The 23,616-nt window shown below is 37.0% G+C and carries 25 protein-coding genes and 4 other annotated features; of the genes, 16 read left to right on the forward strand and 9 right to left on the reverse strand.

Annotation, left to right across the window (positions count from 1 at the left end):
- Positions 1-13 precede the first annotated feature (13 nt).
- Positions 14-952 carry a primosomal protein DnaI gene (dnaI, locus tag BAU28_RS09975; protein WP_048372891.1) on the forward strand — a complete coding sequence of 313 codons (939 nt, stop codon included), beginning with the start codon at positions 14-16 and terminating at the stop codon, positions 950-952.
- Between the two features lie 30 nt (positions 953-982).
- Here dnaI and BAU28_RS09980 read toward each other — a convergent pair whose 3' ends face one another.
- Positions 983-1,180, reverse strand: a complete 198-nt coding sequence (locus BAU28_RS09980) for a DUF4177 domain-containing protein (RefSeq protein WP_071718479.1) — start codon at positions 1,178-1,180, stop codon at positions 983-985.
- Between the two features lie 220 nt (positions 1,181-1,400).
- Here BAU28_RS09980 and ytxC point away from each other — a divergent pair, with 220 nt between their 5' ends.
- The 7 genes from ytxC to BAU28_RS10020 all read left to right on the forward strand — a co-directional run bounded on the left by ytxC (position 1,401) and on the right by BAU28_RS10020 (position 8,227).
- On the forward strand, positions 1,401-2,282 hold the full coding sequence (ytxC, locus tag BAU28_RS09985) for a putative sporulation protein YtxC (protein WP_025147558.1): 882 nt from the start codon (positions 1,401-1,403) through the stop codon (positions 2,280-2,282).
- Positions 2,283-2,313: 31 nt separating this feature from the next.
- Positions 2,314-2,541: a binding site (T-box leader), on the forward strand.
- 47 nt (positions 2,542-2,588) lie between these two features.
- Positions 2,589-4,520 carry a threonine--tRNA ligase gene (gene thrS / locus BAU28_RS09990; RefSeq protein ID WP_071718480.1) on the forward strand — a complete coding sequence of 644 codons (1,932 nt, stop codon included), beginning with the start codon at positions 2,589-2,591 and terminating at the stop codon, positions 4,518-4,520.
- Between the two features lie 208 nt (positions 4,521-4,728).
- Positions 4,729-4,849 (forward strand) — a sequence feature (ribosomal protein L20 leader region).
- 63 nt (positions 4,850-4,912) lie between these two features.
- Positions 4,913-5,416, forward strand: a complete 504-nt coding sequence (infC, locus tag BAU28_RS10000; protein ID WP_000973214.1) for a translation initiation factor IF-3 — start codon at positions 4,913-4,915, stop codon at positions 5,414-5,416.
- Positions 5,417-5,437: 21 nt separating this feature from the next.
- Positions 5,438-5,638 carry a 50S ribosomal protein L35 gene (rpmI, locus tag BAU28_RS10005; protein ID WP_001125945.1) on the forward strand — a complete coding sequence of 67 codons (201 nt, stop codon included), beginning with the start codon at positions 5,438-5,440 and terminating at the stop codon, positions 5,636-5,638.
- Between the two features lie 37 nt (positions 5,639-5,675).
- The gene (gene rplT, locus BAU28_RS10010) at positions 5,676-6,032 is read left to right on the forward strand and encodes a 50S ribosomal protein L20 (RefSeq protein ID WP_001138364.1); all 357 of its coding nucleotides are present in this window, start codon (positions 5,676-5,678) and stop codon (positions 6,030-6,032) included.
- 548 nt (positions 6,033-6,580) lie between these two features.
- Complete coding sequence (locus BAU28_RS10015; protein WP_000365050.1) at positions 6,581-7,072, forward strand: dUTP diphosphatase; 492 nt, start codon at positions 6,581-6,583, stop codon at positions 7,070-7,072.
- Between the two features lie 69 nt (positions 7,073-7,141).
- Positions 7,142-8,227, forward strand: coding sequence for a M42 family metallopeptidase (locus BAU28_RS10020; protein ID WP_060632484.1), 1,086 nt, complete (start codon positions 7,142-7,144; stop codon positions 8,225-8,227).
- A gap of 40 nt (positions 8,228-8,267) precedes the next feature.
- Here the strand turns inward: BAU28_RS10020 and BAU28_RS10025 are convergent, their stop codons facing one another.
- Complete coding sequence (locus BAU28_RS10025) at positions 8,268-8,885, reverse strand: TetR/AcrR family transcriptional regulator (RefSeq protein WP_071718482.1); 618 nt, start codon at positions 8,883-8,885, stop codon at positions 8,268-8,270.
- A 295-nt stretch (positions 8,886-9,180) separates the two neighbouring features.
- Here BAU28_RS10025 and BAU28_RS10030 point away from each other — a divergent pair, with 295 nt between their 5' ends.
- Together BAU28_RS10030 and BAU28_RS10035 are read left to right on the forward strand one after the other, a co-directional pair.
- On the forward strand, positions 9,181-9,834 hold the full coding sequence (locus BAU28_RS10030; protein ID WP_071718483.1) for an HlyD family secretion protein: 654 nt from the start codon (positions 9,181-9,183) through the stop codon (positions 9,832-9,834).
- 12 nt (positions 9,835-9,846) lie between these two features.
- Complete coding sequence (locus tag BAU28_RS10035; RefSeq protein ID WP_002173696.1) at positions 9,847-11,646, forward strand: DHA2 family efflux MFS transporter permease subunit; 1,800 nt, start codon at positions 9,847-9,849, stop codon at positions 11,644-11,646.
- A gap of 21 nt (positions 11,647-11,667) precedes the next feature.
- Here BAU28_RS10035 and BAU28_RS10040 read toward each other — a convergent pair whose 3' ends face one another.
- The 6 genes from BAU28_RS10040 to sspI form a co-directional block, all read right to left on the reverse strand.
- Complete coding sequence (locus BAU28_RS10040) at positions 11,668-12,030, reverse strand: hypothetical protein (protein ID WP_002173695.1); 363 nt, start codon at positions 12,028-12,030, stop codon at positions 11,668-11,670.
- A 13-nt stretch (positions 12,031-12,043) separates the two neighbouring features.
- On the reverse strand, positions 12,044-12,418 hold the full coding sequence (locus tag BAU28_RS10045) for an ammonia permease (protein WP_071718484.1): 375 nt from the start codon (positions 12,416-12,418) through the stop codon (positions 12,044-12,046).
- Between the two features lie 157 nt (positions 12,419-12,575).
- Complete coding sequence (locus BAU28_RS10050) at positions 12,576-13,289, reverse strand: CPBP family intramembrane glutamic endopeptidase (RefSeq protein ID WP_002173693.1); 714 nt, start codon at positions 13,287-13,289, stop codon at positions 12,576-12,578.
- A gap of 142 nt (positions 13,290-13,431) precedes the next feature.
- Complete coding sequence (locus BAU28_RS10055) at positions 13,432-14,103, reverse strand: CPBP family intramembrane glutamic endopeptidase (protein ID WP_083594663.1); 672 nt, start codon at positions 14,101-14,103, stop codon at positions 13,432-13,434.
- 267 nt (positions 14,104-14,370) lie between these two features.
- Entirely contained in the window at positions 14,371-14,928 is a 558-nt protein-coding gene (locus BAU28_RS10060) for an HD domain-containing protein (protein WP_002173692.1), read from the reverse strand.
- A gap of 176 nt (positions 14,929-15,104) precedes the next feature.
- A complete protein-coding gene (sspI, locus tag BAU28_RS10065) occupies positions 15,105-15,314 on the reverse strand; it encodes a small acid-soluble spore protein SspI (protein ID WP_002173691.1) in 210 nt (69 codons plus the stop codon).
- A gap of 82 nt (positions 15,315-15,396) precedes the next feature.
- Between sspI and BAU28_RS10070 the strand changes: the two genes are divergently transcribed.
- The 5 genes from BAU28_RS10070 to BAU28_RS10090 all read left to right on the forward strand — a co-directional run bounded on the left by BAU28_RS10070 (position 15,397) and on the right by BAU28_RS10090 (position 22,121).
- Positions 15,397-16,194, forward strand: coding sequence for a TrmH family RNA methyltransferase (locus tag BAU28_RS10070; protein ID WP_071718486.1), 798 nt, complete (start codon positions 15,397-15,399; stop codon positions 16,192-16,194).
- A gap of 62 nt (positions 16,195-16,256) precedes the next feature.
- Positions 16,257-16,486, forward strand: a binding site (T-box leader).
- 43 nt (positions 16,487-16,529) lie between these two features.
- Entirely contained in the window at positions 16,530-17,564 is a 1,035-nt protein-coding gene (gene pheS / locus BAU28_RS10075; protein ID WP_000388222.1) for a phenylalanine--tRNA ligase subunit alpha, read from the forward strand.
- A gap of 18 nt (positions 17,565-17,582) precedes the next feature.
- Positions 17,583-20,003, forward strand: coding sequence for a phenylalanine--tRNA ligase subunit beta (gene pheT / locus BAU28_RS10080; protein ID WP_071718487.1), 2,421 nt, complete (start codon positions 17,583-17,585; stop codon positions 20,001-20,003).
- A gap of 195 nt (positions 20,004-20,198) precedes the next feature.
- Positions 20,199-20,450, forward strand: a binding site (T-box leader).
- 52 nt (positions 20,451-20,502) lie between these two features.
- Positions 20,503-21,894: an asparagine--tRNA ligase gene (gene asnS / locus BAU28_RS10085; protein ID WP_025147544.1), complete on the forward strand. Its 1,392-nt coding sequence runs from the start codon at positions 20,503-20,505 to the stop codon at positions 21,892-21,894.
- Between the two features lie 92 nt (positions 21,895-21,986).
- Positions 21,987-22,121 (forward strand): YuzL family protein, encoded by a 135-nt coding sequence (locus BAU28_RS10090; RefSeq protein ID WP_002173687.1) that lies wholly within the window; start codon positions 21,987-21,989, stop codon positions 22,119-22,121.
- Positions 22,122-22,286: 165 nt separating this feature from the next.
- Here the strand turns inward: BAU28_RS10090 and rnhC are convergent, their stop codons facing one another.
- The gene (gene rnhC / locus BAU28_RS10095) at positions 22,287-23,222 is read right to left on the reverse strand and encodes a ribonuclease HIII (protein ID WP_071718488.1); all 936 of its coding nucleotides are present in this window, start codon (positions 23,220-23,222) and stop codon (positions 22,287-22,289) included.
- Positions 23,223-23,345: 123 nt separating this feature from the next.
- On the opposite strand from rnhC, the gene zapA reads away from it, so the two are divergent.
- On the forward strand, positions 23,346-23,615 hold the full coding sequence (gene zapA / locus BAU28_RS10100; RefSeq protein ID WP_000082701.1) for a cell division protein ZapA: 270 nt from the start codon (positions 23,346-23,348) through the stop codon (positions 23,613-23,615).
- The last annotated feature ends 1 nt before the right edge of the window (position 23,616 follow it).

Raw genomic sequence — 23,616 nt, forward strand, 5'->3', positions numbered from 1 at the left:
TTGAGGTGAGGAAATGGAGCATATTCAAAATTCGTTTGCGAAATTAATGGAGAATGAAAACTTTAAGAATAGATATGAAGTCTTAAAGGCAGAAGTGATGGCACATCCGCGTGTGAAAGAATTTATAGACGAACATAAAGGTGAAGTAACGACTTCGATGATTGAACGAAGTCTTGTGAAGTTATATGAATATATTGGGCAAAGTGTAGGGTGCGCTGATTGTCCAGATTTAGGGTCATGTAAAAACATGCTGCAAGGATATGAGCCAAAGCTTGTTATCCAAGGTAAGATGATTGATATTCAATACGATCGCTGCGTTAGAAAAGTAGCATATGATGAGCGGAAGAAATATGAAAAGCTTGTTCAAAGTGTATATATGCCAACTGATATTTTACAGGCAACTATGGAAAACCTAGACCCTTCAGATTTAGATGCACGTATCGATGCAATCGGTGCAGCGAATGAATTTTTAAGCACATATGAACCGGGTAAAAAAGTACAAGGTTTATATCTGTACGGTAAATTTGGTGTGGGGAAAACGTATCTTTTAGGAGCAATTGCGAATGAGCTTGCTCGAAAAAAAATAAGTTCGATGCTCGTATACTTCCCTGAATTTTTACGTGAAATTAAAAGTTCTATTCAAGATAATTCGATTGGGGAAAAGATTGATGCGGTTAAACGTGTACAAGTGTTAATGTTAGATGATATTGGAGCGGAGGCAATGTCGAGTTTTGTACGTGATGATGTGCTTGGTGCAATCTTACAATTCCGTATGCTAGAAAACTTACCGACGTTCTTTACGTCTAACTTTGATTTCAAGGAGTTGGAACATCATTTAACGTATACACAACGCGGTGAAGCCGAAGAAATGAAAGCAGCCCGTATTATGGAACGAATTAAATATTTAGCGAAACCAATTCCAATTGGCGGAAAGAACCGTCGTCATAAGTAAAGAGCAAGCTGAGAAGCTTGCTCTTTTGTATTATAGTGATATTTTCTTTTCGAATATGAGCTCCAAATATTCAGGGTGGCCGGAACCGCCAATTGGAGGGGTGAAAATCTGCACGAACCTCCATCCGTCTCTAGCATGTTCTTGGATAATTTCTTGGTAATCTTCAGCGGGTTTTACGCGGGTAAAACCCCAATGTAATTCGACTTTCACAAACTTATATTCAAACATTTACATACCTCATTTTAGTGATGAATAAATTATACAATGAAAAAATTAAATTGGCTTGTATCATTTTTTTCTCTCTCCTTTAATATATATGAAATTAGCAAGTTGTATCGAGTGGGTTGTCTAATGGTAGAAGATTGTTTCTGCTGAGAGACTTTGCCACGGATCGGACTCTTATAGGGTTTTTAAATCCTTTAGAGCGGGGATAAAAGGGGGGACAAAAGTGATTGAAATTTGCTTCGAAGAAAAAAATGATGCTGTGCACGTATACAGACAACTAACGAAAAAAATGGAATCCTTATACAAGGAAACAAGTGTATATTTAAATGAACAAAAGGTTGTTATTCATATACCATTATGTGAATCGAATTATATTGAAAAGATTTTATTGCCAGTATTACTATATTTCATTATGAATGTGAAACAAAATGAATGGATTCATACCATTTTAAAGGAAAAGTTTTTTTATGAAGAACAAGAAGAGTGTCATCAAATATTGCATATGGCACATGAGATTTTAAAGGAAAGAAGAAAAGGGGTAGCTAGTGATTTAACGCGTCATAAATTTGAATCTTATATTGCGTCGTCTTTAAATGATTGGCTTTGTGATCCGCTCTCATTTTCGTTTTCATCATACGTTCGCTTTCGTCTTCGTACATATAGGGAAATGGTAGATCGGCTTGCTGAAGTTGCAATTGATGAGTATAAGATGGAGCAGGAATATCAAATGTTCATTGAGACACTTCGCCAACAAGTAAGGAGCCGGAAATCGCGTTTGTCCTGTGTGCATCTTATTTTTGATGAAAGTTTTATTTTCTATGATGATAAAGGTAGACGTTTAAAACAGGAGAAATTGGTTCAATATATAGATGAAGAATTATTAAAGCAAAAGGATGTATATATCGATACGAAAGTAATTGCACCACTTCTTTCCATTTCGCCGAAAAAGATTTATTTATATACGAAAGAACAAGATCATAATATGATTATTACTTTGCGAAATGTATTTCAAGAACGAGTACAACTACATGGATTACATGAATTTGAGCGCAACGTGAAAAATTTAAAAAATAAGGGGAACGCCCTTGATTTTCTAAGTTTTTGAGCATATAATTACCTACATAAATGAAATATATCGAAATGTTATGATGAGGACATGAGTAGTTTTCTACGATTTTCAGAGAGGGAAGCCTTAGGGTGTGAGCTTCCTAGTACGGGATTATTACTTACCACCTCTAAACTTTAGCAGTGAACCTTTTTCTAGTAATTGCTAACGGACAACACCGTTATGTTGAACTTGAGCAATTAACAATAAAGTTAATTGGAACAAGGGTGGAACCACGAATTCAACACTCGTCCCTTTTTATGGGATGAGTGTTTTTTATTTTGAAAAAAAGAGGAGTGACCAGTGATGGCAGATGTAGTTAAAATTACTTTCCCTGATGGAGCTGTGAAGGAGTTTCCAAAAGGAGTAACAACTGAAGAAATCGCAGCTTCTATTAGCCCAGGCTTAAAGAAAAAAGCTGTGGCTGGAAAGTTAAATGATGAGATGATCGATCTTTCTACACCAATTGAAGAAGATGGTGCAGTTTCTATTATTACATTAGATTCTGAAGATGGCTTATATATTTTACGCCACTCAACAGCCCACCTTTTAGCGCAAGCGTTAAAACGTTTATATAAAGATGTTAAGCTTGGTATCGGTCCAGTAATCGAAAATGGCTTCTACTACGATATCGATATGGAAGAAGCAATTACAGTTGAAGATTTCAAGAAAATCGAAAAAGAAATGCAAAAAATTGTGAACGAGAACTTAGAAATCGTTCGTCATGAAGTACCACGTGCAGAAGCACTTCGTCGTTACGAAGAAGTTGGCGATGAGTTAAAATTAGATTTAATTAACGATCTTCCAGAAGATGCAGTTATTTCAATTTACGAGCAAGGCGAATTCTTCGACCTTTGCCGTGGTGTTCACCTTCCATCTACAGGAAAGATTAAAGTATTTAAATTATTAAGCGTTGCAGGTGCTTACTGGCGCGGCGATAGCAATAATAAAATGTTACAACGTATTTACGGTACTGCATTCGTTAAGAAAGCAGAATTAGATGAGCACTTACGTATGCTTGAAGAAGCAAAAGAGCGCGATCACCGTAAATTAGGTAAAGAATTAAAACTATTTACTAATAGCCAAAAAGTAGGACAAGGTTTACCACTTTGGTTACCAAAAGGTGCAACAATCCGCCGCATTATTGAGCGTTACATCGTTGATAAAGAAGCAAGCTTAGGATATGACCACGTATACACTCCAGTACTAGGAAGCAGAGAGCTTTATGAAACTTCTGGTCACTGGAATCACTATCGTGATGGCATGTTCCCATCAATGGAAATGGATAATGAAGAATTAGTTCTTCGTCCAATGAACTGTCCTCACCATATGATGGTTTATAAAAATGATATTCATAGCTACCGTGAACTACCAATCCGTATTGCGGAACTTGGAACAATGCACCGTTATGAAATGTCTGGAGCATTATCTGGATTACAACGTGTACGCGGGATGACTTTAAATGATGCACACATTTTCGTTCGCCCAGACCAAATTAAAGAAGAATTAAAACGCGTTGTAAACTTAACTTTAGAAGTATACAAAGATTTCGGCTTAGAAGATTATTCATTCCGTCTATCTTATCGTGACCCAGCAGATACTAAAAAGTATTATGCTGATGATGAGATGTGGGAAAAAGCACAAGGTATGTTAAAAGAAGCTATGGATGAAATGGGTCTTGAGTACTATGAGGCTGAAGGTGAAGCAGCGTTCTACGGTCCGAAACTTGACGTTCAAGTTCGTACTGCACTTGGAAAAGACGAAACACTTTCAACTGTACAATTAGACTTCTTACTTCCAGAACGCTTTGAATTAACTTACGTAGGTGAAGATGGTAAACAACATCGCCCAGTTGTAATTCACCGTGGTGTTGTATCAACTATGGAACGCTTCGTTGCCTTCTTAATTGAAGAATACAAAGGTGCATTCCCAACTTGGTTAGCTCCAGTTCAGGCGCAAGTAATTCCAGTTTCTCCGCAAGTACATTTAGACTACGCGAAGAAAGTACAAGAAGACCTGCAACGTGCTGGTATCCGTGTTGAAGTAGATACTCGTGAAGAGAAAATTGGTTACAAAATCCGTGAAGCACAAATGCAAAAGATCCCGTACATGCTTGTAGTAGGTGACAATGAAGTGACTGAAAATGGCGTAAACGTACGTAAATATGGCGAACAAAAATCAGAAACAATCGCATTAGATGCGTTTGTTGACATGATTAAAGTAGAAGGAAAACGATAAGAAAGAGCCGCGGTATACCGCGGCTTTCTTATGTATTATAAATAAGAAAAACTAGAAAAAATAACCAAACAATACTTATCATAAAAAAGTATTGCAAGTATGCTAGTTGTTTGTTACAATATTTCTTGTTGTTAGTAAAACACATCGCGTTTTCTTGACAGACGTCATGTCCTATGATAAACTCATCAAGGATAATAGAATATGGTTTTGGAATAAGTAGAAGCACCCGCTTCTCACCTGATGGACGCATTCGCAGTTAGCAGGTAAATGTATTTCTTACTAAAGATATTACAAGTGTGGGTGCCGTATGCCCGCACTTTTTTTGTTCGGGTTCTACAATTACAAAACGTATTCTGAGAAAATCTTGGAGGTGGCTTACTATTAGCAAGGATATGATGATTAACGAGCAAATTCGTGCACGTGAAGTACGCTTAGTTGGCGCAAATGGCGATCAACTTGGAATCAAGTCTCGTAATGACGCTTTAGACTTAGCTGCAAATCTTAATCTTGATTTAGTATTGGTTGCTCCAAATGCGAAACCGCCAGTATGCCGCATTATGGACTACGGTAAATTCCGCTTTGAGCAACAAAAGAAAGAAAAAGAACAGCGCAAAAATCAAAAAGTAATTAGCATGAAAGAAGTTCGTTTAAGTCCAACAATTGATGAACACGACTTTAACACAAAACTTCGTAATGCTATCAAGTTTTTAGAGAAAGGCGACAAGGTTAAAGCGTCAATTCGCTTTAAAGGACGTGCCATTACTCATAAAGAAATCGGTCAACGTGTTTTAGATCGCTTCTCAGAAGCTTGTGCTGAAGTTAGTACAATTGAATCTAAGCCTAAAATGGAAGGACGTAGTATGTTCTTAGTTTTAGCACCGAAAAACGATAAGTAATAGATAGAGGAGGAAATACCTATGCCTAAACAAAAAACTCATCGCGGCGCTGCAAAGCGTTTCAAAAAGACTGGATCTGGTAAACTGAAGCGTTCTCACGCTTACACAAGCCATTTATTCGCTAACAAATCTACAAAAGCTAAACGTAAATTACGTAAAGCTGGTGTAGTAAGCGCTGGTGACTTCAAACGCATTCGTCAAATGCTTGACAACTTAAAATAAGTTCGGCTGATATATAGAACAAATAGGAGGTAATATTATGCCAAGAGTAAAAGGTGGTACAGTTACTCGTCAACGTCGTAAAAAAGTTATAAAATTAGCAAAAGGTTACTACGGTTCTAAGAGCACATTATTTAAGGTTGCTAACCAACAGGTTATGAAATCTCTAATGTATGCATTCCGTGACCGTCGTCAAAAGAAACGTGACTTCCGTAAATTATGGATTACACGTATCAACGCAGCAGCTCGTATGAATGGTCTTTCTTACAGCCGCTTAATGCACGGTTTAAAAAATGCTGGCATCGAAGTTAACCGCAAGATGCTTGCTGACTTAGCTGTTCATGACGAAAAAGCTTTCGCTGAATTAGCAACAGTTGCAAAAAACAACATTAACTAATTGTTTAAAACCTTAGAAGATTTTTCTTCTAAGGTTTTTTATTTGTATTCGTTATAATTATTCAATAATTAATAAAATTCCCTACGTGATATCGTCACAATTGAGTGCGTTATTTCTCACCTCAGTATATTAATATGTGCTTGTAAGAACTTTTGGAAAGATAACGAGGAGGCGTTTACATGAAAGCAGGAAAGATCTACGGGCGTGTCGTTATCGATATGACAAAATCAATATAAAAGCTATAGCAATATAGAAGAATATATATATGAAGTCAGGGGAATCCTCCTGACTTTTTTATTTGCACTCATTCGTGAGGAAGTGTACCTTTCCTAGCAGAAACGACACTGCTATAATGGAAAGATGATATGGAACTTTCATCAGATGAATAATTTATGAGTGATGATTGAAACGTATTTGCAAATTAAGGACAAGCTATCTTTATAAAGATGTAGGTAGCTGACTTGTTAATAAGAAACGGAAAATAATAATGAACTTTGAGATGAAACAACATTGTTGCGGAAAATGCGATGTTGGAGGAGGACAATAGAATGGACTTACTACAACTATTTAAATTACAAAAAGAATTAGACGATCGTATTGCGAAAGAGCATGACTTACAACCGAAGAAATTGTTAAAAGAAAAAATGTTAGCTCTTCTTGTAGAAATTGGAGAACTTGCAAATGAAACACGTTGTTTTAAATATTGGAGCAATAAACCAGCATCAGAACGTGAAGTAATATTAGAAGAATACGTAGATGGCCTGCATTTTATTTTATCAATCGGAATCGATTTAGGAATTGATAAAAACTTCTTATTCTATAAATGTGCACAAACGAATAAAACACAAGTAGAAATTTTCTTAGACACATATGCGAAAGTAATTCGTTTTACAGATCAACCATCTATTACGAACTATATTGAATTATTTACAAGCTATCTTCGCCTTGGACAAGCGCTTGAATTTGAACAAGAAGAAATTGAAAAAGCATACTTAGATAAAAATGAAGTAAATCATCAGCGTCAAACACAAGGATACTAAGTTGATTTTTGAATATTTCAATTTCCTTTTGTATAATGAAGTGACTGAAGAAAAAGGAGGGTGTTGACAATGACAAAATTAGACGCGACATTGACAATGCTAAAAGAATTAACAGATGCACGTGGTATTGCGGGTAATGAGCGTGAACCGCGTGAAGTAATGAAGAAATATATCGAGCCGTTTGCAGACGAACTTTCTACTGATAATTTAGGAAGCTTAGTTGCGAAAAAAGTAGGGGAAGAAAACGGCCCGAAAATTATGGTAGCAGGTCATTTAGATGAAGTTGGCTTTATGATTACGCAAATTGATGACAAAGGATTCCTTCGTTTCCAAACGGTTGGAGGCTGGTGGTCACAAGTTATGCTTGCGCAGCGCGTGACGATTGTAACGCGTAAAGGAGATGTAACAGGTGTGATTGGTTCCAAACCACCGCACATCTTACCTCCAGAAGCTCGTAAGAAACCAGTTGACATTAAAGATATGTTCATCGATATTGGTGCTTCTAGCCAAGAAGAAGCGATGGAGTGGGGCGTACGACCAGGAGATCAAGTTGTACCTTACTTTGAATTCCAAGTAATGAAGAATGAAAAAATGTTACTTGCAAAAGCATGGGATAACCGAATTGGTTGTGCAATTGCAATTGACGTATTAAAACAATTAAAAGATGAAAAGCATCCAAACGTTGTATACGGCGTTGGGACTGTACAAGAAGAAGTTGGTCTTCGTGGTGCGAAAACATCTGCAAACTATATTAAGCCAGATATCGCATTCGCTGTAGATGTTGGTATTGCTGGTGATACACCAGGTGTAACGGCGAAAGAAGCGCAAAGTAAAATGGGCGATGGTCCACAAATCATTTTATATGATGCTTCTGTTATTGGCCATACAGGTTTACGTGATTTCGTTGTTGATGTTGCTGACGAATTACAAATTCCATACCAATATGATTCAGTAGCGGGCGGGGGAACAGATGCAGGCGCAATTCACATTGCTGTAAATGGTATTCCTTCTATGGCAATTACGATTGCGACACGCTATATTCATTCTCATGCGGCAATGTTACACCGTGATGACTATGAAAATGCAGTGAAGTTAATTGTAGAAGTTATTAAACGTCTTGATAAAGAGGCTGTACATAACATTACATTTAATTAATAGAAAAAGCGAAGGAGATTCTCCTTCGCTTTTTTATGTTTTAAAAAGGTCTTTCTAATCCCGCGGCAGTATGGGTTCCTAAAATAATTAAGCGCGTTAATTGCATTGCCATAAAATGTGGGGTATAGATCATACCCTTTTTAAGCCATGACATAATCATTCCGAGATGAGCACCAGTAACATAGCTAATGAGGATATCACGAGGGACCATAAGCTTTTCGTCGTTCGGCTGTGAAATAGATAAGCTTAAAGTTAAATATGTTTGAATTGCTTTCATCATTTTATGAGTATAGTTTCCAGCTGCTTTATCACCAAGCATAACGTTATAGAATTTAGCATTTTCTGCGATGTGCTCAAATAAAGCCAAAAAGGTCGGATGTGGGGAATCAAATGTAAGTTGGAAGTCTTCTTTACTTCGTTTTTCAGGCTTAATCACCTCGACTAGCTTTTCTAGCATTTCTTCTATGCTTTTATCTAGTAAGTCATATTTATCATGGTAATGGCTATAAAATGTAGCGCGATTTACAGGAGCACGTTCTGCGATATGTTGCACAGTTACATTTTCAAAGCCCTTTTCGCCTACTAAAGCGACAAAAGCATCCTGTATGATTTGTCTCGTTCGTTTTACACGTGGATCATTTGTATTTTTAATAGACATTTTTACTTCACCTCGTTTAATTTTTTTAACTTAAACAACACATGTATAGTGTAATGTTGCTTAAACAACATATAGGTTTAAATTGTTGGTTGTAGATTCGGCATAATTATTTATAATTATAAACGATAGTCCTTTAGAAATCAGCACCGCTCGCAGGCAGACAAATTAGGTTTATACTGCAGATGGTGTGATTTTTTTGGTTAAAAGTTAATATAATTAACAATTAAGCAATCTAAACAAAAAGGATGTAAATAGTTTAGAAAAAAATTATATGCGATATAAGGAGAGGAATGCAATGAATCAGTTTCGAAGAATGGTAATTATCAACATTATCACATTAATTGTATTAGTTGGCGGCGGTATTGGCGGTTATTACTACTACAATCAAACAGAAAATTATTTAAAGACAGAAAATGCAAAGATTGACGGGAAAGTAATCCCAATTGCATCGCCAGTAGCAGGTAAATTAACAGATTGGAAAGCTGAAGTAGGTAAAAATTACAATGAAAATGATAAATTAGGTGCTGTTACTGTAGCAGGAGCGAATGGTGAGCAAACAGTAGACGTAACGATTCCACAAAATGCAACAGTTGTACAATCAAACGCAACAACAAACGCGTTCGTTGGAGCAGGAAGCCCGATTGCGTATGCATTTGATATGAACAATTTATGGGTAACAGCAAACATTGAAGAAACAACTATTGATGATGTTCAAAAAGGTCAAACAGTAGATGTATATGTAGATGCATACCCAGATACAACGTTAACAGGAAAAGTAGAACAAGTTGGATTAACAACAGCAAATACATTCTCGATGTTACCATCAAGTAACGCAACAGCGAACTATACGAAAGTAAAGCAAGTTGTACCAGTTAAAATTTCTTTAGATCATAGTAAATCAGTAAATATTGTTCCTGGAATGAATGTGTCAGTTCGTATTCATAAGTAAGGGGGAGATGAGATGTCCTCAATTGCAATTGTAGGATATGCGCTATTTTGTATAATCGTCTTCTTCCTTGTAAATCGTCTTTTACGAAAGAAAAAAACGAATGTGGGAGAAGAACAAGTCCCAGCCGTAAGTAAGATAGAAGTAAGTAAGATAGAAACAGTAGAGAAAGAAATTGAATCAAAACAAGAAACAGAAGTTTCTAATGTTGTTGAATTAGAAACAGGGAAGCAAGAAGAAGTAAAACAAGAAATAGAAGTGCCGAAAAAACAAATGTCTATGCCTCTAGAGAATGTAAACGTAAAGGCAGTTGTAGCTGTATTAATTCTCGGTATGTTCGTTTCTATTTTAAACCAAACGATCATTAATGTTGCATTGCCTCCATTAATGAACGAATTTAATGTATCAACTTCAACAGCACAATGGTTAATTACAGGCTTCATGCTTGTAAACGGAATTTTAGTACCGATTAGTGCCTTTTTAGTTTCACGGTTTACGTATCGTAAATTATTCGTAGCAGCAATGTTATTCTTCACTGTAGGATCTATCATTTGTGCTACATCAGGTAACTTTACAATGATGATGACGGGCCGCGTTATTCAAGCGGTTGGTGCGGGTATTTTAATGCCAGTTGGTATGAATATCTTCATGACATTATTCCCGCCTAATAAGCGCGGAGCAGCTATGGGACTATTAGGGGTAGCGATGATTTTAGCACCAGCTATCGGACCAACTGTAACAGGTTGGGTAATTGAAAACTATAGCTGGAACTTAATGTTCTATGGGATGTTTGTTGTCGGTTTAATTATTACGTTCTTATCTTTAAAATTCTTTACACTAGCCCAGCCAGTGTCTAAAACAAAGTTAGATGTATTCGGTGTTATTAGTTCAAGTATTGGACTAGGTAGCTTACTGTACGGATTTAGTGAAGCTGGAAATAATGGCTGGACTAGTGCAGAAGTTGTTATAACACTTATCATCGGTGTCATTGGTTTAGCTGTATTTATTTGGAGAGAGCTAACAACGGACAATAAAATGCTTGATTTACAAGTGTTTAAATATCCAGTATTTACTTTTACTTTAGTAATCAATGCAATCGTTACGATGGCCTTATTCGGAGGTATGTTATTACTTCCAGTATACTTGCAAAACATTCGCGGTTTTACACCGATGGAATCAGGTTTATTATTACTTCCAGGATCATTAATTATGGGGATTATGGGACCAGTTGCAGGTAAACTATTTGATAAGTATGGTATTCGTCCGTTAGCAATTGTCGGATTAGCCATTACAACATTTGCGACATATAAATTTACAACGTTATCGATGGATACACCGTATAGCGTTATTATGACGGATTATATTATACGTTCAATTGGTATGTCATTCATTATGATGCCAATTATGACAGCTGGTATGAACGCGTTACCGATGAAATTAATTTCTCACGGTACAGCAACACAAAATACGTCAAGACAAGTAGCTGGTTCAATTGGAACAGCGATATTAATCACGCTTATGACGCAACAAACTACTGCTCACGTAGCGGATTACGGCAATATGTTAACAACGTCAAACCCAATTTTAGTTGATAAAGTACACGGTATGGGCCAAAGCTTAGCGGCATTAGCCGGATCAGCTCAAGCAGGAGATGCGATGAGCACGCAACTATTATTCGGACAAATTTCAAAGCTATCTGCAATTAACGGTATTAACGATGCCTTCTTAATTGCAACGATATTAGCAGGCGTTGCTTGGGTATTATCGTTCTTCTTACCATCAGGCAATAAACCAAATAGAAAAGCAGGGAATTAAATTCCCTGCTTTTTTGTCTTTTTAAAGAGTTAGATATAAAAAATGATAACCAATCACGGAGCATAATCCTGTTATAAACAAAATCGTCCCCATAGAAAGAATACTTGATATTTGTCTTCCGCTTATAATAGCTAATAGTCCAGCTAAAGAGAAGAAACACCAATATAAAGTTCCTGAAATTGGGAGACTCCCCTCTAAATCTATTCCGTTACCTATACAAATGATAGGAACAACGATAAATAATACGCTAATCAATCCAGCTATAATGGTAAGTAATTTACGATATTTAATTCCGGCAGCAATTAAGAAAATACCAACGATGATTTCACATAACAATAAAATAGGGGCTAAGATAAGCCAAATAAATAATCCGGTAGATTCCATGTATAATAACTCCTTAACGAATGAAAAATGAATCAGGCATAGACATGAGTTGATAACAAATAGCTGCGAACAGTCCTATTGAGAAAATAATGAATCCCATGTTGCGTATACTATTAATTTTTGAACGTGCTCCATTCATTCCTGCTAATAGACCAGCTAAAGAGAAAAGCATCCAATATAGAACAGTTGGAATGTGAAGAATGTCCTCTTCATTGATACCTTTGCTCAAAAAAATAAAAGGCATTATAACGAATGAGAAACAAATAATCCCCATTAAGATAACAAGTAATTTTTGATGAATAATTCCTGTTACTACTAAAAAAATACCACCAGCAATTCCACATAATAAGAGAAGCGGCATAAAAAATATCCAAATAATACTGAACATATGTAAACTCCTTTATATTAATTAAGTTATATTTTACTACATGAGGTTTATTTTGGATATTATTAATAAATATGTATAATTTGATAGAAATGAGTAGTAACGATACGAATTAATAGATGTAGAGAACGTTAGAGAGGTATCGTGATGATACCTCTCTTTATCCTAAAAATGCTACCATATTATTTATAATATGAAATAGTATGGTTGGAATGATGGAATTTGTTTTCTTGTATAAAATGGCCATCATTAGTCCTGCGAAGAAAGCACTCACCATTATCCCGAGTGAGTATGTATGGGCGACTCCGAAGAATAAACTTGTCAAAATTGCAGCAATCCAGAATGGGAACCGCTCTGAGAAGAAGCGAAGCATAAAACCTCTGAAAATAAGTTCTTCAAAAATGGGTGTAAGTATTGCGGACCCAATAAGTAATAATATTTGATATTGCTCTAAAATATGTAAGTTTAATGCAGTCGTTTGTTCTTCTAATGCATCTGGAAATACGTTTTCTAATACGAATAAATTGAAAAGGATATTTAATGAGAAGAAAATGAGTAAATATGCGTATGTACGCCATCCTTTTAATACTCTAAAGTTAAATGATGATAATAATAACCTTTTGGCAGGCTCGTATTTAAATATGAAGAACAATAGAATAGTCAGTTGTAGTGCAATGCTAGTCGTATCTATAATAGATTCGCATAAGGCGATTTGTGATTTATCTGCAAAAAAACTTTTATAAATTATTAGTGGGAGTATAAGGAATCCAGTTATAAAACCAGTGCCCCAAAATGCAAATAGAGCAGAGGGAATAAACTGTCCCCATGACATGGATTGTTTTTGAGTATCTGAAAACTGTGCATTTGATTGCATATGAAAAACCCTTTCTTTTTTATTTATATATTGATTTTATTTCTTGATAGTAAAAAGGTGGGATGGGGGTGTCTTCAATAAATTTGATTTTTAAGTGAGAAATAATCAGTGGAGGATAAAGAATCCACCACTGATGGAAGTTTTATAATAATGCTAGGGTATTATTCAGCATGTGCAATAAAATAGCTGGAATAATTGAATTTGTCTTTTTGCATAAAATAGCCATAAATAGACCCATGATGAACATACTAAACATAACACCAGTTGAATATGTATGACCTATTCCGAAGAGGAAGCTAGACCCAAGTGCTGCAATCCAAAAAGGGAAGCGCTGTTGTAGGAAGTGAAGAATAATACCGCGGACTATAAGTTCTTCAAAAATAGGTACAAAGATAGCGCTGCCTAGTAGCAATAATAGTTTGTATTGTTTTAACATTTCTAGGTTTAAAGCGGATGACTGTTCTTTTGCCGCATCAGGAAAAAGATTAGTAATTATAAATATATCACTAACAATATATAGTCCATAGAAAAGGATTATATATATATATGTGCTTACTTTTTTTAATGGTGTAAAGTTTAGCGTTGGGACAATTAAATTTCTTAATGGTTTGTATGAATAAATTAAAATTAATAAAATGCACAATACAAATAAATTTCTTCCAGAAGTAGTAAGGGATTTGGTTAAAGCAATTTGTTTTGGATCGGTTAGGCCTTCTGTATAAATAACAGTAGGAAGGCCTATGAAAAGGTCGGCCAGGAATCCTGTTCCCCAAATCGCAAAAACGATTGAAAATAGAAATTGTGAGAGTGACATAGGATGTTTTTGTGAGTAAGTTAGTTGTGTGGCTTGTTGTATAATAGTGAATCACCTATCCTTATATATCGAAATTATATATAAAGATTATAGAATATATGTAAGAAAAAGTCATTACTATAGTAAAAGGTATATTTTTGACTCCACTATTTACAGACAGTAATAATCTTATATTGATGTTCTGTGAAGGGAAATTATCGTAAAATTCTGTGTATTTTTTAAGGTAAAATAATAAAAGAGGTATCACTCTGTAGTGATGCCTCTTTTTCATTGGTAAATGTGTTCTGTTGTTTTATTCAATTTCTTTTGCTCTATTTGTAATTCACGCTCTACCAATCGATCTAATTGCTGAATTGCCTTTAGGGCTTTTTCATAAGAAATAGTTCGGTAATGGTGAGCTCCGCCTGGTTCTTCGTCTGCTTCATCCGCCCACTTAATAATGTTTTGTAGAGGTGTTCTTTCAAGTGTTTGTTCTACTAAGAAAGAATCAGTGTGCAATAGAATTGCAACAGAAATTTCTTTTGCTTGCTTCGGATGTTCTCCTAATCGGATTAATAATTTATGAGCTCTTTCCGCCCCTTTAATTGCATGTATATCATTCTTTTTATACAATTCATAGTCCCATTCTCCGCCTGTATACCATGTATGATGTCCGATATCATGAAGGAAACCAGCTTTTGTTGCAGCGTCGACTGAGGCGTGATGCTTTTTGGCTAAGTGAAACGCATGGTAAGCGACAGCAATCGCGTGGACCATCCCAGAACGATTTACGTATTTTTGTGTAATATGGTGTTTAAAAATTTGTTCAAGCGTAATACGGTGCATAAAACATTCACTCCTTTTATCTAATGGTGTATATGAAGAAAAATCGATCGGTTTAAATGTATTTTGAACATTGTACTCCATCGATCAGCGTTAGTAAAGTAGAAATGTTTAGGAGAAGAAAAATTTTATAGACATAAAAGGTCACCTTAGTTTTTTCTAAGGTGACCTTTTAGTGTTTATTTTTTTAATCCTTGCTCCAGCGTTTCTAACATTTCGTGTTTTTCATTTTCATCAGCATTTTTCCAAATGACTTCGAATAAAACGCCAAGACCTGGAAGCATTTTTTCTTCACCGCTTTGAATTGCATCGACAATCGTTTCTTGTAATTGGTCTTGTGAATTTCCAGATATATTCGCTAATACAGCGCCGCGTAAATTAAAATTCATTATTTTCACCTCTTCTTCAGAATTGAAACTGACGTTAGTTTTTGTTCTTTTTTATGTAAATATGTATGAAAAATAGGCTATAATGATAAGACAAGAAGAGAGGGAAATACATATTATGAAAAACATTGATTCAGTACAAAACCCGTGTGTGAAGCAGTGGAAAAAGCTGCAGACGAAAAAAGAGCGCGATAAAAAAGGTTTATTTTTTGTAGAAGGATTCCATTTAGTAGAGGAAGCTTTAAAGGCAGGAGTTGTAACAGAACTTATCGTTTCAGATCAGACAGACCTTCCGAAAGATTGGACAGTTAATGATGTTGAAATGTATATCGTGCCTGAAGCAATTGTAAAAGTACTTCGTGAAACAGAAACAACGCAAGGTGTATTTGCTGTTTGTGAAAAACAGGAGAAAGAAGTAGCTCTTACTGATGGGAAATTCCTTTTATTAGACGGTCTTCAAGACCCAGGTAATCTAGGGACGATTATTCGTACAGCTGATGCAGCTGGTATTCATGCCGTTGTGCTTGGAGAAGGTTGCGTTGATGTTTATAATAGTAAAGTACTCCGCTCTACACAAGGTTCTATTTTTCACTTACCGATTGTAAAAGGGAACTTAGAAGAATGGGTAGACAAATTAAAAGAACATAATGTTCCTGTATATGGAACAGCTCTTGAAAATGGAGTTCCATATGGTGAAGTAACACCGGCTGGAAGTTTTGCATTAATTGTAGGAAATGAAGGAAGTGGCGTACGCCAAGAAATTCTTGCGAAAACTGATCAAAACTTGTATATTCCGATTTACGGCGGGGCAGAATCATTAAATGTTGCGGTTGCAGCAGGGATTTTAACGTATTATTTACAAAGCCCAGTTGCGAACAAATAAAAAACTTCTTATAATAAGTTGAAGTACATGTTCGTAATGAACATATAATAAAAGTTAAATAATGAAAAACGTTGATAGAGAAGAGTAGCTTACAAAATCGCCATATAGGGAGAGAGTGCCGTAGACTGAAAGCATTCTTATGGTAGACGAAAGTGAATTCACCTCTGGAGTTGACGCCAGGACCATTTATATGTAAAGGCGTTCCGGCCAAAGCTGGCCGTTATAACTAATGAAGTGGGCAGACTTGTTCTGTCAATTTAGGGTGGTACCGCGAATTTACCTCGTCCCTTTTTGGGAGCGAGGTTTTTTTATTTTTAAAATTAGGAGGGTTCCAAATGGAAGCACGTTTAAAAGAGCTAAAGCAAAAAGCGTTAGAGCTTATTGAAGAAGCGAAAGAGCTAAAGGGCTTAAACGACGTACGCGTAGCGTATTTAGGGAAAAAAGGTCCAATTACAGAAGTATTACGCGGCATGGGAAAATTATCAGCAGAAGAGCGTCCACGTATGGGAGCATTAGTAAATGAAGTACGTGAAGCGATTCAAACGCGTCTAGAAGACAAAATTAGCAACTTAGAAAAAGCAGTAATCGAAGCAAAATTAGCTACTGAAACAATTGATGTTACACTGCCAGGTCGTCCTGTTGAAACAGGTTGTCATCATCCGTTAACAGCTGTTGTTGAGCAAATTGAAGATGTATTCATCGGTATGGGTTATGAAGTAGCTGAAGGGACAGAAGTAGAAAAAGACTACTACAACTTTGAAGCATTAAACTTACCGAAAGATCACCCAGCGCGTGATATGCAAGATACATTCTACATTACAGAAGAAACGTTACTACGTACACATACATCTTCTGTGCAAGCACGTACGATGGAAAATAATAAAGAAAAAGGCCCAATCAAAATTATTTGTCCTGGTAAAGTGTATCGCCGCGATGATGATGATGCGACGCATTCACACCAGTTCATGCAAATTGAAGGTCTTGTAATTGATAAAAACATTCGTATGAGTGACTTAAAAGGTACACTACAAGTATTCGTGAAAAAGATGTTCGGTGAAGATCGCGAAATCCGTCTTCGTCCAAGTTTCTTCCCATTCACAGAGCCATCTGTAGAGATGGATATTTCTTGTATGATGTGTCACGGCAAAGGTTGCGGCACTTGTAAAGGAACTGGCTGGATCGAAATTTTAGGCGCAGGTATGGTTCACCCGAACGTACTTGAAATGGCTGGTTATGATTCAAAAGAATATCAAGGCTTCGCATTCGGTATGGGCGCAGAGCGTATCGCAATGCTGAAATACGGCGTAGATGACATTCGTCATTTCTATACAAATGATGTACGTTTCTTACAACAATTCAAACGAGCGTAAGGGAAGGAGAGGATAAATATGTTCGTATCATATCGTTGGTTACAAGAGTATGTAGATATTAAAGATGTAACAGCACAAGAACTAGCAGACAAAATCACGAAAAGTGGTATTGAAGTAGAAGGCGTTGAAGTATTAAATAAAGGTGTAAAAGGTGTTGTGGTTGGTCACGTATTAGAATGTGAAAAACACCCAGAAGCTGATAAATTAAGCAAATGCTTAATCGATATCGGTGAAGAAGAACCAGTACAAATTATTTGTGGTGCTGCTAACATTGCAAAAGGTTTAAAAGTACCAGTTGCAAAAGTTGGTGCTGTACTTCCAGGTAACTTCAAAATTAAAAAAGCGAAATTACGCGGGGAAGCTTCTCACGGTATGGTTTGTGCTCTTCAAGAGCTTGGCATTGATGGGAAACTAGTTGCGAAAGAATACGCAGATGGTATCTTCATCTTCCCAAGTGACGCTGAGGTTGGTGCAGATGCACTTGAGATTTTAAACTTACATGATGAAGTACTTGAGCTTGGTTTAACACCAAACCGTGCAGATTGCTTAAACATGCTAGGTGTTGCATATGAAGTAGCTGCTATTTACGGCCGTGAAGTAAAACTTCCAGCTATCAACTTACAAGAATCAGCTGAAAAAACATCTGATTATATTTCTGTAAGTGTAGAAGCGAAAGAAGAGAATCCATTATACATTGCGAAAATGGTTAAGAACGTAAAGATTGGTCCATCACCAATGTGGATGCAAACTCGCCTTATGGCAGCTGGCATTCGCCCGATTAGTAATGTAGTTGATATTACAAACTACATTTTAATGGAATATGGTCAACCGTTACATGCATTCGATTACGATAAATTAGGTTCAAAAGAAATCGTTGTTCGTCTAGCTAAAGAAAGCGAAAAGATTCAAACGTTAGATGATCAAGAGCGTACATTACAAAGCCACCACCTTGTTATTACAAACGGTGAAAAAGCTTTAGCTGTTGCTGGTGTAATGGGCGGAGCGGATTCTGAAGTTGATAGCGATACAGTGAACGTTTTAATTGAGTCTGCATACTTTGCAGGTCAAACAGTGCGCCGTACATCAAAAGACTTAGGTCTTCGTAGCGAATCAAGTGCACGTTTTGAAAAAGGAATCGACCCAACACGTACATTTGAAGCAATTCAACACGCCGCTGCTTTAATGGCAAAATATGCTGGCGGAGAAGCGCTTGAAGGTGTAGTAGAAGTTGATAACTTACAAGTAGAAGAGCGTACAGTATCTGTTACAGCTGAGAAAGTAAATCGTGTATTAGGTACAGACATTTCTACAAGTGAAATGGGTACAATGTTCACAAACTTGAAATTCCCATTCACAGAAGTAGAAGGAACATTCCATGTGAATGTACCAGCGCGCCGTCCTGACATTACAATTTCAGAAGACTTAGTAGAAGAAGTAGGTCGTTTGTACGGTTATGATCACATTCCAGTTACATTACCAGCTGGAACAATGACACGTGGTAAATTAACAGCAGCTCAAACGAAACGTCGTAAAGTACGCCGCTTCCTAGAAGGCGCTGGTTTATATGAAGCAATCACATATTCATTAACAAGTGCTGAAAAAGCGAAACAATATATGGTTGAGCCGAACGAAAAAGCACCTGTAAATCTTGCGCTTCCAATGAGTGAAGAGCGTAGCCAACTTCGTTTAAGCTTAGTGCCACAATTGTTAGAAGCAGTTTCATACAATGTTGCACGTAAAAACGACAGCGTTGCTTTATACGAGGTAGGTTCTATCTTCTTACCAACAGTAGCAGGAGAACTTCCGAAAGAAGAACAACATCTTGCAGGTGTTATGACAGGCCTTGCTCTTCACCATGCATGGCAAGGTGAGAAGAAAGTTGTAGACTTCTTCGTTGTTAAAGGTGTGTTAGAAGGATTATTCGACGTACTTGGCGTTGCAAACCAAATCACTTATGCACCAGCAAAACGTGAAGGTATGCATCCAGGCCGTACAGCTGACATCTTATTAGATGGCGAAGTAATTGGATTCATCGGTCAATTGCACCCAGAAACAGAAAAACAACTAGATGTGAAAAATACATTTGTATTCGAACTATCTCTTGTAAAAGTATTCGGTGCAGACGTTGAAGAAACTTACTACTCAGCAATTCCACGTTTCCCATCTATGACACGTGATATGGCTGTTGTGGTAACAACGGAAACAAAAGCTGGTGAAATGAAGCAAGTAATTGCTGAAGCTGGCGGAGAACTTCTGAAAGAAGTAACACTATTCGACTTATACGAAGGTGAGAAAATGGAAGAAGGCAAGAAATCACTTGCATTCTCTATGAACTACTTCGATGCAGAACGTACATTAACAGACGAAGAAGTAACAGAAGCACATAGCCGTGTATTAACAGCGGTAGAAGAAAAATTTGGTGCGGAGTTACGTAAGTAATAAAAAATTGCCGGATTAATTCCGGCAATTTTTTTAGTAGAGCGGTTGTCGATTACTGTCGGTAAGTCGATATTCTATGTTGAATCGCTGATATATTTCGAGTTACGGTCGATATATGATAAAAATCGCTGATATATTTTCCGACATCTTGCATCTTTCCCTCGAATGTAGTACATTAATTTTAGTTTAACAAAATGAAAGACGATGATAAGGAAAAGTAGTATATACTATAATCCAAAGCGAGTCAGGGGCGGTGAGAGCCTGATGAGGCGGTATATGTGAAGAACACCTTGGAGTTGCTAACCGAAATTGAAGCTTGTATTCAAGAGTAGACTTAGACGGGAATCCGGCCTGTTACAAACCGGGAAGTATGTATTACATACGAGTTAAAGTTGGTCTTTATGACAAATTGGGTGGTACCGCGAAGTTTAACCTTTCGTCCCTTTATGGATGAAAGGTTTTTTTGTATTTAAATATATCAGCAAAGGAGAATTTCACTATGGAAAACACATTAGTAAAAAGTCTGTATAGAGATACAGAGAAATACGCAGATCAAACAGTACAAGTATCAGGTTGGATTCGTAACTTACGTGATTCAAAAGCATTTGGTTTCATCGAATTAAACGATGGTAGCTTCTTCAAAAGTGTTCAAATCGTTTTCGATACAGAATTAGATAACTTCAAAGAAATTGCGAAGCTTCCACTAAGCTCTTCAGTTAAAGTAGAGGGGAAAGTAATTGCAACACCTGGAGCAAAGCAACCATTTGAAATTAAAGCAGAAAAAATTGAGGTTGAGGGCTTATCAGATTCTGATTACCCACTTCAAAAGAAGCGTCACACGTTTGAATACTTACGTACAATCGCTCACTTACGTCCAAGAACAAATGCATTCTCTGCAACATTCCGCGTGCGTTCTATCGCAGCGTTTGCGATTCACCAATTCTTCCAAGAGCGTGGATTCGTACATGTTCACACACCAATTATCACTGGTAGTGATACAGAAGGCGCAGGCGAAATGTTCCGCGTAACAACGCAAGATTTAAACAACGTACCAAAAGGTGAAGACGGACAAGTTGATGAATCAAAAGACTTCTTCGGTAAAGAAACAAACTTAACGGTAAGTGGACAGCTGAATGCTGAAGCTTATGCATTAGCGTTCCGTGATGTGTACACATTCGGACCTACATTCCGTGCAGAAAACTCTAACACAACTCGTCACGCAGCTGAGTTCTGGATGGTTGAGCCTGAGATTGCATTCGCTGAATTAGGTGATGTAATGAACCTTACAGAAGATATGCTGAAATATGCAATGAAATACGTACTAGAGCATGCACCAGAAGAAATGGACTTCTTCAATAGCTTCGTTGATAAAACAGTTCTAGAGCGCATGAACAACGTAATCAACTCTGACTTCGGTCGCATCACATATACAGAAGCAATTAAAGTACTTCAAGAGTCAGGCGCTGACTTCAAATACCCAGTAGAATGGGGTATCGACTTACAAACAGAGCACGAAAGATACTTATCAGAAGAAATCTTCAAACGTCCTGTATTCGTAACTGACTATCCGAAAGACATTAAAGCGTTCTACATGCGCCTTAACGAAGATGGAAAAACAGTAGCTGCTACTGACCTTCTAGTTCCTGGCATCGGCGAATTAATCGGCGGTAGCCAACGTGAAGAAAGAATGGACGTTTTAGTAGACAGAATTAAAGAATTAGGTATGAACGAAGAGGACTACTGGTGGTACTTAGAACTTAGAAAATACGGCGGTACAAAACACGCTGGATTCGGTCTAGGTTTCGAACGCTTCCTAATGTACATTACTGGTATGGCTAACATCCGTGACGTAATTCCGTTCCCAAGAACTCCAGGTTCTTCTGAATTCTAAAATATAAAAAAGCGAGAGGGAATCCTCTCGCTTTTTTATTTTGAATAGTTTATTACCTCGCAGCAAATAGTAACGCGAAGGGGTGAATGTAAATGGGTAAAAAAGTGAAAAAAGATCATTCTAGATCAAGCCTAGGTTCTCCAGAAGTGGAAGGACAAGGAACAACGACACATGAAACTGGTTCTCATAAAGTATCTTCATCAAATAAGAAGCAAAAACGAAGCTAATATAAAAGGGAGAGTCGTGGTGACTCTCCCTTTTATATAGGGAAATTAGTAAAAATGAGGTGGTTGAGCGATATGTTAGAGAGGAAAATAGTAAATGCAACTATATTGAATCGAGGCAATATGAAACAAAAAACAGGAGTTTGTAGGCTCCTGTTTTTGTCGATACTATTTTAATAAGCGAAACGCCTTTTCTGTATTAGCAAAATGCAGTTTCACAAACTCAGGTAGTCTTTCTTTTCCAAGCTTCTGAATGAGTTTAGCAGCGACAATATCTACTTGTTTGCCAGCACCTTTCGGAAGTGGCATACCAGCTTTTTTGCTTAGTTCGTCAAATTGTTTTACAAATGAGTAACGGGCCAAAATGGAAGCAGCGGCTACCGCTAAGTGAACGCTCTCACCTTTCGTAGCGAAATAAACATTTTCACGCTGTACCTGTTTTTGTTTCGCTAAATATTTATAGTATGTATCAGGTTGCGTAAATTGGTCGATTAAGATGCCTTCTGGTGTTGTAGGTGCAATTTTTGCTAATAAATTTGTGATGGCTTTATTGTGTAGTAAAGCTTTCAGTTTACCTTGGTTGTTTCCTTTATCAAATAGCTCATTATACTTTTCATTGTGAAGAACGAGAGAGCTATAAGGAACAACGTGAAGGAGTTGTTTTGCAATCTCAGCAATTTGGGCATCGTTTAAGTTTTTAGAGTCTTTTACACCAAGTTCTTTTAAAAGTGGAATCTGTTTTGCGTCCACATATACAGCAACGACCGTCATCGGGCCGAAGTAATCGCCAGTACCTACTTCATCGGATCCTACAATAGACATTGTACCGATGGAAGAGGGCGGGGCATAACGATGTGAGTTAGCCGATTTTTTTACAGCTGATTTTGGTGCTTGAGAGACAGTTTGCCAACGAGTAGCTTCTGCTTCAGCACGGCCACCTTGGAACATCACTTTGCCTGATTTATATGCTGTAATCGTGCAAGATGGAACTTTTGCCATAAAGATACCGCCTTGCGGAATTTTCGGGCTAAGCGCCTGTTTATATTGTTGTTTCATGTCTTCAATTACTGTAGAACTTGTTTGTAATACGATAGAATTTGACAAGATGGTCGCTCCTTTTTTATATTGTTATTTTTATCATATCGGATTGTTCTTTCTGTTTCCATATTATGATGGTTCATGGTATTATAAACTTTAGGATTCTGTACGTGATTGGAGGCCGGTGAGTTGTCACAACAAAAGGGAAAGAAAAGTCGAATTAATGTAGAAATCTATGGTCAGCAATATTCAGTTGTTGGCGATGAAAGTACAAGTCATATCCGCATGGTAGCAGCGATTGTGGATGATAAAATGCGCGAACTCAATGCCAAGAATCCTTCGCTTGATACGAGTAGACTAGCGGTATTGACGGCGGTAAACGTCATACACGATTACATAAAATTAAAAGAAGAACATGAGAAGCTGAAAGAAAGTATGACAAAAAAAGGAATGGAATAAC

The sequence above is a fragment of the Bacillus paramycoides genome, from assembly GCF_001884235.1.
Lineage (GTDB): Bacteria > Bacillota > Bacilli > Bacillales > Bacillaceae_G > Bacillus_A > Bacillus_A paramycoides.